The organism is Colwellia sp. MEBiC06753, from assembly GCF_053470325.1.
The window spans coordinates 113423-126901 of sequence record NZ_JBQMTM010000002.1 but is presented as its reverse complement, the minus strand read 5'-3'; the positions used below and the strand labels follow the sequence as shown (position 1 = coordinate 126901).

The 13479-nt window shown below is 39.9% G+C and carries 11 protein-coding genes; 2 read left to right on the top strand and 9 right to left on the bottom strand.

Annotated elements, in window-relative coordinates; genetic code table 11:
• Positions 1 to 226: 226 nt before the first annotated feature.
• The 6 genes from ACOB82_RS02435 to ACOB82_RS02410 form a co-directional block, all read right to left on the bottom strand.
• The gene (locus ACOB82_RS02435) at positions 227 to 1423 is read right to left on the bottom strand and encodes an ABC transporter permease (RefSeq protein WP_448211350.1); all 1197 of its coding nucleotides are present in this window, start codon (positions 1421 to 1423) and stop codon (positions 227 to 229) included.
• Entirely contained in the window at positions 1424 to 2632 is a 1209-nt protein-coding gene (locus ACOB82_RS02430) for an ABC transporter permease (protein WP_448211349.1), read from the bottom strand.
• On the bottom strand, positions 2625 to 3314 hold the full coding sequence (locus ACOB82_RS02425) for an ABC transporter ATP-binding protein (protein WP_448211348.1): 690 nt from the start codon (positions 3312 to 3314) through the stop codon (positions 2625 to 2627). Before ACOB82_RS02425 ends, ACOB82_RS02430 begins: the two co-directional genes overlap by 8 nt.
• Before the next feature lie 7 nt (positions 3315 to 3321).
• Positions 3322 to 4470: an efflux RND transporter periplasmic adaptor subunit gene (locus ACOB82_RS02420; protein ID WP_448211347.1), complete on the bottom strand. Its 1149-nt coding sequence runs from the start codon at positions 4468 to 4470 to the stop codon at positions 3322 to 3324.
• A gap of 157 nt (positions 4471 to 4627) precedes the next feature.
• A complete protein-coding gene (locus ACOB82_RS02415) occupies positions 4628 to 5080 on the bottom strand; it encodes a hypothetical protein (protein WP_448211346.1) in 453 nt (150 codons plus the stop codon).
• 409 nt (positions 5081 to 5489) lie between these two features.
• A complete protein-coding gene (locus ACOB82_RS02410) occupies positions 5490 to 6359 on the bottom strand; it encodes a universal stress protein (RefSeq protein ID WP_448211345.1) in 870 nt (289 codons plus the stop codon).
• Between the two features lie 289 nt (positions 6360 to 6648).
• Here ACOB82_RS02410 and ACOB82_RS02405 point away from each other — a divergent pair, with 289 nt between their 5' ends.
• Complete coding sequence (locus ACOB82_RS02405) at positions 6649 to 6867, top strand: EF-hand domain-containing protein (RefSeq protein ID WP_448211344.1); 219 nt, start codon at positions 6649 to 6651, stop codon at positions 6865 to 6867.
• A gap of 271 nt (positions 6868 to 7138) precedes the next feature.
• The gene (locus ACOB82_RS02400) at positions 7139 to 8659 is read left to right on the top strand and encodes a DUF3369 domain-containing protein (protein ID WP_448211343.1); all 1521 of its coding nucleotides are present in this window, start codon (positions 7139 to 7141) and stop codon (positions 8657 to 8659) included.
• Between the two features lie 490 nt (positions 8660 to 9149).
• Here ACOB82_RS02400 and ACOB82_RS02395 read toward each other — a convergent pair whose 3' ends face one another.
• The 3 genes from ACOB82_RS02395 to ACOB82_RS02385 form a co-directional block, all read right to left on the bottom strand.
• Positions 9150 to 11123 carry a GAF domain-containing protein gene (locus ACOB82_RS02395; RefSeq protein WP_448211342.1) on the bottom strand — a complete coding sequence of 658 codons (1974 nt, stop codon included), beginning with the start codon at positions 11121 to 11123 and terminating at the stop codon, positions 9150 to 9152.
• A 291-nt stretch (positions 11124 to 11414) separates the two neighbouring features.
• Positions 11415 to 11720: a DUF1289 domain-containing protein gene (locus ACOB82_RS02390; RefSeq protein ID WP_448211341.1), complete on the bottom strand. Its 306-nt coding sequence runs from the start codon at positions 11718 to 11720 to the stop codon at positions 11415 to 11417.
• 136 nt (positions 11721 to 11856) lie between these two features.
• Positions 11857 to 13413, bottom strand: coding sequence for a SulP family inorganic anion transporter (locus tag ACOB82_RS02385; RefSeq protein ID WP_448211340.1), 1557 nt, complete (start codon positions 13411 to 13413; stop codon positions 11857 to 11859).
• Positions 13414 to 13479: the final 66 nt, after the last annotated feature.

Below are 13479 nucleotides of genomic sequence, written 5' to 3'. Positions count from 1 at the left end.
CGTTCCAAGCTATTAGTGCTAATTATTCAAAATTTATTACAGTGAAAATAAAATTAATCAAAAAACTAGCGCGGGTAATGCTGTCAAAAATAAGCGCTTGAGACAACCATTACAAATATTTTATCAATTACTTACTGGTTGAATGCAGAGTTAAGTGCAGAGTTGAATATCGAGTTAAATACTGAGTTAAAAGTATTTGTTAGAATTTATTGGCTTTTAATTTAGATTATTCGTGACGAAGCGCTTCAATAGGGGTGGCTTGCGCCGCTTTAAGTGCAGGGAAAATTCCTGAAGCTAAACCAATAACGGCTAAAAACACTAACGTGGCAAAAAAGATAGATAAGTTAATTCCTTGCAAAACATCCAACCAGAAAAATTTAGTAAAAAACATCACCAGCAAAAACAAGGTAAACCCTAAAATGCCACTGAGTACCGCCATCGCGGTTGCTTCTAACACAAACAACGAAATCAATTGCTTAGATGAGCAGCCGAGCGCCCGCAATAAACCTATTTCACTGATGCGCTCTGAGACATTAATCGACATAATCGTCGCTATACCAATGGCACCAACAAATAGTGATATTACACCTAACGCTGCCCCTGCTATTTTAATCACATTCAAAATATTATCTAAGCTAGCCAACATGTCGTCTTGGGTCACTAAGGTAAAATCTTCCCGGCCATGGCGCTTAACCAGCAATTGTTTTATGGCTGTGGCCGTTTGACTGCTGGTGGCATTAGCGTGATAAAACACATCTATTTCCATTACGCTTTCACGATTAAATAATTGCATAGCGATTGCGGTAGGTACATACACCATTTCATCTAAATCTTGACCAACAAATTGCCCTTTAGGTTTAAGCACGCCAACCACGCGAAAACGTTTATCACTGATATGAATAAACTGGCCAATTGGACTCGTTTGACCATAAATAGCTTCAGCAACTTTACTTCCTAACACGGCAAAATTACGGGGCTGATTAATATCATCGCTTGGCAAAAACTGACCAGAAGCTAAGGATAATTGCCAGGCCTGCTCTGCTAATGAAGTAACGCCAACGATATCTGTGTAGCGAAATTTACTCTGTGCTTTAACTTTTGCGGTGCCCGCAATAACCGGCACTGTGTAGGCAACATGATTTAATTGGTTAATGGCAACACTATCAGCTAATGAAAGTGGTCGCACAGTATTAAGCAAGCCACCAACGCCAAAGGTTTCCGTTTTACCTGGTGATACCGCGATAATATTACTGCCAAATTGAGTGAATTCGTTCAAAATATATTGCTTTAATGACTCACCAATTGCCGTCATCATCACCACAGCGGCAATGCCAATGGCAAAGCCGGTAATCGACAATATTGCTCGCCTACCTTGAAATGAAATGGAACGACGCACCCAAACAACAATATCAGTCACTGTCATTTAATTGCCTCGCATCGCAATAACAGGGTCAAGCTGTGCCGCTTGCCGTGCTGGTAGCCAAGTAAAAGCTATACTTATGACCGTTGCAGATACAACCGCCAGAGCCGTCGACCACCAAGGTATGGCCATGGAAAAGTAGGGAATAAATAAGTTAATCGCAAAAACTAATGCATAACCGGCAATTACGCCAAATAAAGCACCGAGTAAAGTGAGTAAGCTAGACTCTTGAAGAAATAACGCTTGCACTTCTCGTCTGCTAGCACCAATGGCTTTGAGTAGGCCTATTTCTGGTTTTCGTTTAACCACAGAAATATAACTAACATTCATAATTAAAAAGCCAGCGACTAACAAACTAATGCCAGCAATAACGCCAATGGCGGCGGTCACTATGGTGGTAATATTATTAAAAGCGTCCATCATGGCATTTTGACTAACAATCGTAATGTCTTCTTCCCCTTCATGGCGGCTCTTAATTAAATCAATAAGTTGTTGCTTTGCTGCTTGTTCTTGAACTTGCGGCTTAAGTTCAAGAACAATGCGAAACAACGCCGTTGAATTAAATAATGATTCAGCCGAGCTAATAGGAATAATTACCATATCACGCATATCTAATCCCAATGATTCACCGCGCTCTGCCAATACCCCGACAATTCGATAGCGGCGATCAGCAATATCTAGCCACTGGCCAACAACATGTTCATCACCAAATAAACTGCGTTTTAATTTAGCCCCTAAAATAGCTTCATGGCGCGCTCGCTGTTCATTGTCAAAATTAAAACCACGGCCATGAGATAAGGTTAATTTGCGCACTTTTAAAAAATCAGCCGTTGAGCCAATAGTAATCACTTCTCGGCTAAGACTTCCGGCACTAATTAGCGCCGTGCCGGCATTAATTGGCGCAACATATTTAACATTGGGTAGCTGCTTAATTGCTTTTGCATCTTGCCAAGTCAGCTCTCTAGGGGTTGTGCTATAAAAGGGTAGCGAACCGCCAGAAGTTTGTTTTTTTCCCGGTAAAATAATCAGTAAATCAGAGCCGATATTACTAAATTCTCGATTGATATATTGCCTTGCTCCTTCGCCAATACTGGTCAGCAATAATACCGAGCAAACACCAATAGCAATCACCAGCAATAATATTGCGGTACGAGCAGGATTTAACATTAGCACTTGTAACGAAAATCGCCACCTGTCTTGCCATCTAATCACGGCTGTGATCTCCGGTGATTTCACCATCAACCATAGTAAGTTGCCGCTGAGCACGCTGCCCTAATGCCTGATCATGCGTCACCACTAACAGCGTAATGCCGGTATTATTGAGCGATTCCAAGACCTCAATAACATCGGAACCTGACTTTTGGTCTAAATTTCCCGTAGGTTCATCAGCCAATAAAATTTTAGGTGACATAACCATGGCTCTAGCAATGGCAACTCGCTGCAATTGGCCGCCAGATAGCTGCTTCGGTAAATGGTGCAAACGCTCAGCAATACCCAGTTGTTCAAAAAGCTGAGCAACTCTAGCTTTACGTTCTTTTAATTTAACTCCCGCCAGCATCATAGGCAGCGCAGCATTTTCTTCGGCGGTTAATCTAGGTATTAATTGAAAATTTTGAAAAATAAAACCAATACTATTGCGACGGATTACCGCTCGTTGCTCTTCTGGCAATTCGCTGGTTTCACATTGATCAATCGTTAGCTGCCCGCAATCTGGCCGATCAAGTAAACCTATCATATTTAGTAAGGTTGATTTACCTGAGCCCGACGGTCCCATAATTGAAATATATTCGCCTTGATTAATATTAAGCGAAATATTTTTAAGTACCTGTAGTGGCCGCTCTCCAAGCAAATAGCTTTTATTGACTTGCTGCAGCTGAATGAGCGGAATCGTCATGTTTCAACTACTCGGCTTTAACTTGCACTGCATTAGCCTGCTGACCTTCTGCAAGTCCAGTAACAGTAAGTGATGTAATAACCCTATCTGAAGCTTTGAGTCCTTGGGTGATTTCACTGTATTGCCAGTTAGTAAGACCTACTTCAACATCTTGTTTTCTAACAACATTATTGTCATCAACAATATAAACGAAGCGGTTATCCAGCACTAATTCACTGGGCAGGCGCAGCACTTTATCCGCTTTAGCAACCGTAATGGCAATATCAGCGCTATAGCCGGTTAATAATGGGGGCTCATGGTTATCAACTTCATCGATAAATTCCACGTCAACATCAACCGTTCGTGCTTGTTTGGCATAATCTTGCACGTAAGGTGAAATTCGACGAATTTTTCCATTAAACGGGTGCTGTTTAAATGCATCTATTTCAATAGTCACTGGCATACCTAAAGTTAGCTGTCCTGCATCAACTTCATCTATAGGCGCGGTTACGTAATGGCAATCATGGGTTAAAATATCAATTGCTGGCGGCATCGGGATCCCAGGAGGTGACGGTGTGGCATATTCGCCAAGCTCGCCAGTTATTTCAGCAACCATACCGGCAAAAGGCGCATAAAGCTCCGTTTGTGCCAAACTTGCTTCAGCCACTTGCAGCAGAGCTTTAGCCACATCAACTTCCGATTGCGCTGATAAACAAGCTGCTGCAGATGCCTCAGCCGCTGCAGTAGTATTATCTAAAATTTCTTGTGAAGTCAGTTTTTGCTGAAGTAGCTGCTGATGGCGTTTAACTATTTTTTTATCATTGGCGGCGGTAACGCAAATACTTTGCTGATGTTGTGTTCGTGCATTGATTAAGGCTTGTGCTTCAATAACTTTTGCTTGGCGATCTTGTTGCCACAACATCATTAGGCGTTGCCCTTGCTCAACCATCTGCCCTTCTTTAACGTAAATAGACTCTATTTGCCCGCCAATAGCAAACGACATCTTGGAGCGTTGGCAGGCTTCAACAGTGCCTGAACGGGTATTGGCAACGATGGTCGCAACATCGGCAATTTCCGGATGCTGCCAGCTAACGTTAATGGATGAGTCTCGATTCAGCCACCAAATTACACTTGCTATTATTGCCACAACAACAAGCCATTTAATTCCCTTTGCCATAACTTTTTGCCTAATTGTCAGAACGCCTATTTGCTAGAACTGCTTTTAGGTTAGATGAATATTTGTGGTAAACCAATGATCTAGCACAAAGTAACTCAAGTTTTTAAAGACAAAGACAACCGTTAATTAAGGCCGCGAGAGCACCAAAAAATGGCTTTTACCAAACCTTTAAGCGTTCAGGTAAAAACATATCTCGCTTTTCAACAAAATAGCCCAACCAAATAACCAGCAAGGCGGGGATTTCGGCACTGATGAGTGGCATCAGTAAAATATGATTAACCGCAATAGCAAATGTCAATAAAATACAACTCGGTAAAATCAACCAAGCGATATGATCGCTCACTTGTACTCGACATAATTTCGGCATGAACATCACCAGCAACGATGCGACGATAATTGCAAAAATGCCAATAACAACACTATGGTAATAATTGACAATAAAGTCGGGATAACCATGAAAAGAGCTTGGTACTTCGGCATGTATGCCTATATCCATCATGCCTAAATAGCTGTACGCCAATAAGCAGCCAATAATGAAAGTTACCAACTTTTTACTTTTTTTATGCGCCTCATGCTTCATCAACCCCATACATTCACCCCGACTATCCATATAAATTATTTTTATTATCAAGGTTATTTATAACGAATGGTTATTTTTTGTGCAAGGCATTTATTCGGCTGGTATTGAAACTATACCAACCAAATTGGGAGGTTTTAAACAGTTGAAAAATAATAATTATTAGGGCGCGTTGAGCTTTGTTGTTCAATTTTTATTCGAGATAAACGCGGTTTAATCGCGGCGTGAGGTGTGATGCCTAGTCACCTAAGCAAACCTACTCACAACCTTTTTTTTAACAAAAAGAATAAAACGCTTTTAGCCGAAACCTTTCAGGCAGCGTTTGTTGTCATTTTTACTGTGTTAGCACTTTATCATGTGGAATAACCACACATTAAAAGTGCTGCCTTATATAAATTTCCAACAAACTGCTGCAAAAACAAACTTGAAAGGTCAACACGCCCTAGCTATCTGGTTTAATAGCAATAACATCTGACTTCAATAGCTTCAACACTTTCTCAGCTGTGTTTCCCATCACTCGACCAGCAATGCCTTTACGTGCAACGGTACCTAACACCACGACACCTGCTTTCACATTCGCCGCAGTACTTGGGATGACTTTTTCAGGTTGGCCAGCTTTTAAAATAAAGTGACTAGCCGGAATATCGAAAGTAATCGCAAGCTCGGTAATTTGTTTTTCTAATACTCGATTAGCCTGAAGCTCTAATTCATCAATATATTGAATACCTAAATCTCTTAATAGTGTCGAGAATGGAATGGTATAGCAGACATAAAGCTCAGCAGATCTTGCGTCTGCCAGCGCTTTCGCTTGCTTCAAAATTTTACTGTTTAGTGCCTGCTTACTTGGGTTTGTTGTCTCTAAATCAATTGCCGCAAGGATATTCGGGGCTTTACGCCATTTAGTTTCAGAAGCAATCATTAATGGCGCATCGCATTCGCGTAATAATTGCCAGTCGGTCGGCGTATAAAACAAGGTTTCACTACGATGGCCGGTTTTAATCACTAATTTAGGTTGCTTTTCATGAACATAGCGTTGTGTCCATTGGGGTATATGTTTTTCCCAAACGACATCAAACGTCACTTCCACACCTTCAAAATTTATCGCTGCTAATTGCGCATTGGCGGTAGCGGTTAATGACGCCATTATTTTTTCTTTTATTTGCGCTTTATCGCCGGCGACATGACGTAAATTTTCGTAGCAAAAATAAACAATATGCATTGCAGTATTATAAATTTTTCCACACTCAATAGCGCGTTCAATGGCAATGGTTTGCTCTTCATTAAAATCTGCAATAACAAGAATATTGTTCATGTCTACCCTTCCTTAATATGGTGTAACTATCCACACACTATAAATAAAATAGCTGTGGTGGTGCAAATCATAAATTTCCCAATTAACAATACCTTGATAGTGATCAACTAAGTATTGGCTAATATGATAATGAATGCATCAAAGCAAGGTTAATTGCCAACAACCCCATTGTTATCAGCATAGCATTCAACTGCTATGACCATTAATATTATTAAAATAAATCATTCCATTATCGAGCAAGACAAGATAAAGTCAGGTTATCTACTATAGCCAACATTGAGGTAGCGTTATGGAAATTAACCAATGGGTAGACGAATTATTTGAAGTATTTGATGAAGACAAAGACGGTATGATTAATCGTAGCGAGTTTGTTGAATTAATCGATTGTTTATTACAAGACAAAGGGCTTCGTATGTGCGAAACCATCTTCAAACGTTTCGACACAAATCACGATAATGCCATATCAAAAGAAGAACTTCGTGAAATGGTGATTGAGTTAGCCCTTTAACTCATCATCACGTTCTCTTTTTAGCAGCTTTTATTGACTAGTCTTTCACTGTTCGTATTTTACTACTCCCTCCTAAATTACCAAGATTTATTTAGAAAAGTTCGCGTGAATTAACGCCAATTGAGCGATAACAGTTAGCTAACTCACGGTAAACCTAAACATTATTGCTCAATAAAATTCACATTAACAAACTAAAGTAAACATGCAGATTTCTTTGAAATTCATCAAGTTTTAGCTATACCTTTAATATGGTTTCTTGTGTGTTTTTACTATGCCTCTGTCATTTCTAAATAAAGATCAAAAAAATACTCTACCACCATGGAAAATAGCCATTGTTGATGATGAAGAAGACGTTCATGTCGTCACAAAAATGGCATTAAAGCGTTTTACTTTGGATGGAAGAAACCTCGAATTTATTGATGCCTATTCAGCAGAAGAAGGTAAAAATCTTTTTGAACAAGAATCGGATATCGCCTTAGTTTTTTTAGATGTGGTAATGGAAACCGATGAAGCCGGGCTCACTTTAGCAAAGTGGCTAAGACAAGAAAAAAACAACCATTTTACTCGCATTGTATTAAGAACTGGCCAGCCCGGACAAGCCCCAGAAGAGCAAGTTATTGTCGATTACGACATCAATGACTACAAAGAAAAAACCGAACTTGATCGAAAAAAACTATTCACAACGGTATTTGCTGCTTTGCGCGCTTACCGCGACATTATCAATGTTGAAGAGGCACGAAAATATCAGGAAATTTACCGCTCAGGTTTAGAGCGCGTTATTGATTCAACTTCACAAGTACTTGAAAAAAGAACATTACAACCGTTTTTTAGTGGTTTATTACAACAAGTTGTATCGCTACTGAAAATTAATGATGAAAGTCTCTTGGTTCAGCTTAAAGGCTTAAGTGCTGTATTCTCAGAGAATGATTATGAAGTTTTGGCTCATATCAACGCTGGGGAAAACGTCGTGGTTGATGAGGAAGTTAAGCGTTATTTAAACCAAGCGCTTGAAGCTAAACGCAGTATTTATCAGGACGATGTTTTAGTGGGCTATTTTCCCAGTCAAAGTGATAAAGTCAGTTTATTGTATTTAAAAGGCATTAAAAGCCTAAATGAGATAGACAGCAAATTATTAGAAATATTTTCCGGTAATGTCAGCCTAGCATTTGATAATTTGCTACTTAATAGAGAAATCATTGAAACCCAAGAAGAGCTCATTTATCGGTTAGGTGATGCGGTAGAGTCTCGCTCAAAAGAAGCTGGCAATCATATCCGCCGCATGTCTGAGGTCAGTTACATTTTAGCCAAAGAAATTGGTCTACTTGAAGAAGAAGCTGAGCTACTTAAACAAGCAGCACCCATGCATGATATTGGCAAAATTGCTACCCCAGATAGTGTGCTATTAAAACCCGGTAAACTTACCGAAGATGAATGGCAGGTGATGAAAGCACATCCCAATATTGGTTATGAAATTTTACGCGGTTCAAGCCGCCCCATATTAAGTTCTGCGGCAATTATTTCACAGCAGCATCATGAAAAATATGACGGAAGTGGTTATCCTGATGGTCGCAAAGGTGAAGATATTCATATTTTTGCCCGTATTGTTGCGGTGGCCGATGTTTTTGACGCGTTAACCCACAAGCGTTGCTATAAAGATCCGTGGCCGCTAGAACAAGTTGTCGATTTTCTTAAACAAGCATCAGGAAACCACCTTGATCCTAAGGTTGTTGACGCAATGCTTAGGGTTATTGATCAGGCGGTAGAAATAAATGAGCTTTATCAAGATGGATAGCAGCGACAAACCACCAGTTTATATTTATTAAAATAGTTTAGCCTTAGCTGTGCTGAGTCAATCAGAGCTAAGTCAATCAGAGCTAAATCAACCGGTGTTGAGTTAATAAACGCAAAGCAGCGGTGGAATGGCTCTTAGTTAATCTGACAGTTTACGTTGAGGGCTTTAAATATTATCTAACCAACGGTTATGTGTGAATTTTACGCATTCAGTCAAAATAAAAATAACTATCGTCATCCCGTGTTTTTTTTACACGGGATCTCCAGCAATTGTGAAGAGCCTTAAAAACCTTCAGTTATAGCAACTCTTCAAATCGAGGAGATTGCGGCCTTCGCCGCAATGACGCAGAAAGTTGTTAAGTGTTAGGAAATGTCAGTTATTGCCACTAAGCCGTTAACCTACGACAGATTTGATTAAGCTCTAAAAATACAACTTGGCAGGTTAAGTTAAGGCTTATTCAGCTAAAGCTTATATCTGTATGTACTCTATATCAGCTTTCAAGTTGTGACGGGAACTTAATGAAGTACGCTAAGCCCTTTCCTATCTCACTTTTTGCTTCTATCCGCCCTTTTAACGCTGATGTCACAAGGTTATAGACTAAATGAGTACCCAAGCCACTGCCGCCATCGCCACGTTTAGTGGTAAAAAATGGGTCGAATAATTTAGCCATCGCTTCTTCCGAAATACCATTACCATCATCGGCGTAGCGAACAATGGTAAAGTCATTTTTCTGTTCAACAAAAATCGCAATATTGCCCGGTTCAATGCCATCAAAACCGTGCTTGATTGAGTTCATGATCAAATTAGAGATAATTTGCGAAATTGCCCCGGCATCAGTTGTTATTTGAATATTTTCATCACACGAAACTTTAATTTGATGTTTAATTCGTTTTAACGTTGGTCGTAAACTCAGCAGAATTTCATCTATATATTGCTTCAGTTTAATTTGCCTTACGCTATTACTAGATTGGTCAACCGCCACTTGCTTAAAGCTTTTTACTAAATCAGCTGCTCGTTGAATATTATTATCAAGAATTTTACTGGCTTCAGTCACTTCCTTTAAATAATCCATTAGACCATCCTCGGTCAGACTGCCATCGGCAATGGAACGCTCAAGGTACTTTGTTTCTTCGTGTAAATGGCTAATTCCCGTTACACAAATGCCTAATGGAGTATTGATTTCATGGGCGATTCCGGCAACTAAACCACCAAGCGATGCCATCTTTTCTTGTTGAACTAGCTGCTGTTGCGTGGATTTCAGTTTGGCCAATGTTGATTGCAGTTCACGATGACTTTCTTCCAACACTCGGTGTTGTTTAGCAAGTTTAAGCTGCGCCTCTTTACGTTGTTGCTCATTAAGGGTTGCCTCAATAGCGTTAGCAACGTGACTGGCAATATAATGCATTAACTCGACATCTTGCTGGGTAAAAATTATTTTTTCATCATAACTTTGCACCACCATCACCCCGTGCAAAATATTCGACGAAATCATCGGAACCCCTAACCAACAGGTATAATTTTGCGAGCCCCGAAGCGCTCCTATTTCCTTAGTTTGCACCAAATCATTGACTTTAACAGGGGTTAATAACTGAGGTTCACGAGTTCTAATAACATATGAACTTAACCCTTCGCCAACTGGAATAATCATCCCTTGCTTAATTTCATTATCAATTTCATCAACAAAATAGCCTAATGTTAATTCCTGTTTGTCTTCATCAAGCAAAGCGATATAGAAATTTTTTGAATAAATTAGCTGATCAATTATTTGGTGTACCGCTTGAAAGAACTCATCAAGCGGTGGTGATTTAGCCGTTAAGCTGGCAATTTGGTACAAAGCATTTTGTAGCTTTGCCGCGTGTTTACGTTCAATCAGCTCCTGAGAAAGTGCTAGGTGCGTATCATCTAACTCTGCTTGCACGGCACTCTCTATTCGATGCTTTTCCAGTGCCGAAGCAATGATCGAAGCAAATAATTTAAAAATGGCAATATCTTCTTCGGTATAGCTAATTGCCTTGTCATAACTTTGAATAACAATAGCGCCGATACATGTGCCTGTGCGCGCAATTAACGGCACGCCAACCCAATGCTCAGACTTAGTTCCTTCCCCCCAATAATCACCAGTAAATGTAAGTAAAGGTGCTTTTTCACCGTCAAGTATCAGCATTTTACGATTGCCAATCACCCATGCAGTAGGAGACTGCTCTGGTGTGGCTAAAGTAAATTTTCGCTCTGGTGGCAGGGGTTCATCCTTTTCGTCTACGTTGTAAAGGTACTGAATGGTCTTTTCTTGGCTATTAAAGCTGGCTAAATAAAAGTTTTTCGCAGGCATTAATTTAGCCAATAGCTTATGCACATAACCAATATAGTCATTTAATGACTGTGCTTTAGGGTAGAAGCTATCAAGCTTTACAAAGGTTTGAAATATCTGTTCTAAACGTTGAAGTCGTTGTTCTTTATTAGTCATACGCTACTCAATACTGCAAACAAAAGCGTGTTGACCTTTGTGGTATGAGTTTTGTTCTAATTTAATGGCTTTTAATTTAGGTACACCAAGTAAGATTTAGTTATTCCAAATAAATGCGGTGTAACAACGAGTAAAAACCGTACAGCCAAGATTAACACGCTCTATCTAATACTAGTTAATAACTTATAAATTGCGAGCCATAAACAACTGACGTTGGTAACAAAAAAGCCAACATCATGTTGGCCCTACTCGTTTAAACTACACATCTAAAATAAAAACTAAAACAAACGGCTAAAGTTCAAAGTCACCAAAGTCCATATCATCAGAGGTTACTAATTTGGATTTGGTGGGAGGATCAAGTAAAGACGGTTGCACTACAGTAATTTCAGTAGCCTCTTCTTTGACTTGCTTAACGGCAGATTTGCGCTTCTTGCGCTGCTGACATTTTTTGATCACTTTTTGCTTGTCGTCTGAAGTTAAATTAATCCAAGTTTGACGTTCTTCACGCGTACGAAAGCAACCTTTGCAAAGGCCTTTCTCATCTGATTGGCAAACACCAATACAGGGACTAGGAACATCAAAAAACTCTAATTGCATCTATTTTTAATTCGTCAAACGATCATTAGTTAAAGCTTAATCTAGCTTCAACAAGCGGTTAAGCAGCATAAGTTAACCTAACCGCAAAAAAAAGCGAACTATTTTAAGTATAGCTCGCTGTTAGTATTCAGTAACGTTAGGCTAATTTGTCACTGGCAATGTGATAGTTAGGGTCTTCAATAACATTCACTTCAACTAAATCACCGGCCTTTTCAAGCAATAGCTTACATTCTTGACTTAAATGCACTAAATGTATGGTTTTGCCCTGACTAATATAGCGCTCTGCCAAGGTATCAATTGCTTCAATGGCAGAATGATCGGCAACGCGTGAGTATTTAAATTCAACAATGACATCGTTGCTATCTTGGTCGATATTAAACTGCTCTAAAAAGCTACTTACCGAGCCAAAAAACAGTGGTCCATGTACTTCATATACCGTAGAACCTTGATCATTTGTCGAGCGTTTTACCGTCACATGTTTAGCATGCTCCCAAGCAAATACCAGTGCCGATACGATAACACCAACGATTACCGCAACCGCTAAATCGGTAGCTACCGTTACACCTGACACCAACACTATGACAAAAGCATCTGCCTTAGGCACTTTCCTCATAATACGAAAGCTTGACCACTCAAATGTACCAATTACAACGATAAACATCACACCAACCAATGCAGCAAGCGGGATCTGTTCAATCAAGCTAGAGGCAAATAATATAATTCCCAATAAACCTAATGCTGCGGTTATGCCAGACGCTCGACCTCGGCCACCAGAGTTAACGTTAATCATTGATTGGCCAATCATGGCACAGCCACCCATACCACCAAAAAAGCCATTCACTGTATTTGACGCACCTTGGGCAATACACTCTTTATTACCTCGACCACGAGTGCCCGTTAACTCATCAATTAACGTTAGCGTTAACAGCGATTCAATTAAACCAATGGCGGCTAAAACAAGGGCAAATGGGAAAATAATTTTTAAGGTTTCAAAAGTAAAAGGCACGTTTGGAATTGCAAATTGCGGTAAGCCACCAGCAATAGTTGCCGCAGGATCATTAGTCATATCACGCACATAATCAACCACAGTGCGAGCATCTAAATCTAAGCTTTGCACTAATAAAGTAACAACGACAATTGCCACTAATGAAGACGGTACCGCTTTAGTCAACTTAGGTAAGAAGTGAATAATCGCCATGGTTAACACAATTAACCCAGCCATAGTGAATAACTGATTGCCCTGCATCCAAACAAAAACACCTTCAGCATTGGCAACTTTAAACTGGCCGAGTTGTGCTAAAAAGATCACAATCGCTAAACCGTTTACAAAGCCGAGCATAACCGGATGCGGTACTAAACGAATAAACTTCCCGAGTTTAAATATACCAGCCAAAATTTGTAGGACACCAGTAAGCACAACGGTGGCAAACAGGTATTCCACACCATGAATAGCCACAAGCGACACCATAACAACGGCCATCGCCCCTGTTGCGCCGGAAATCATGCCCGGTCTACCACCAAAAATGGCGGTAATTAAGCCAACCATAAATGCAGCATAAAGTCCGACTAATGGCTCAACCCCTGCAACAAATGCAAAAGCTACGGCTTCTGGCACTAAAGCAAGCGCTACGGTTAATCCAGATAGCACATCATTTTTCAGGCTAGTAACCTTACTCGCATGAATTTCAAACATTTTTTTCTCGCGTATTTTTAAGAATGTTAGTTAATTTAATTGATGCTGTACTAGTAAAGGTTAGCC

Coding starts and splice junctions, on each gene's coding strand:
- ACOB82_RS02435 (WP_448211350.1), bottom strand. CDS start 1,423: ATGACAGTGACTGATATTGTTGTTTGGGTGCGTCGTTCCATTTCATTT.
- ACOB82_RS02425 (WP_448211348.1), bottom strand. CDS start 3,314: ATGACGATTCCGCTCATTCAGCTGCAGCAAGTCAATAAAAGCTATTTG.
- ACOB82_RS02420 (WP_448211347.1), bottom strand. CDS start 4,470: ATGGCAAAGGGAATTAAATGGCTTGTTGTTGTGGCAATAATAGCAAGT.
- ACOB82_RS02415 (WP_448211346.1), bottom strand. CDS start 5,080: ATGGATAGTCGGGGTGAATGTATGGGGTTGATGAAGCATGAGGCGCAT.
- ACOB82_RS02410 (WP_448211345.1), bottom strand. CDS start 6,359: ATGAACAATATTCTTGTTATTGCAGATTTTAATGAAGAGCAAACCATT.
- ACOB82_RS02405 (WP_448211344.1), top strand. CDS start 6,649: ATGGAAATTAACCAATGGGTAGACGAATTATTTGAAGTATTTGATGAA.
- ACOB82_RS02400 (WP_448211343.1), top strand. CDS start 7,139: ATGCCTCTGTCATTTCTAAATAAAGATCAAAAAAATACTCTACCACCA.
- ACOB82_RS02395 (WP_448211342.1), bottom strand. CDS start 11,123: ATGACTAATAAAGAACAACGACTTCAACGTTTAGAACAGATATTTCAA.
- ACOB82_RS02390 (WP_448211341.1), bottom strand. CDS start 11,720: ATGCAATTAGAGTTTTTTGATGTTCCTAGTCCCTGTATTGGTGTTTGC.
- ACOB82_RS02385 (WP_448211340.1), bottom strand. CDS start 13,413: ATGTTTGAAATTCATGCGAGTAAGGTTACTAGCCTGAAAAATGATGTG.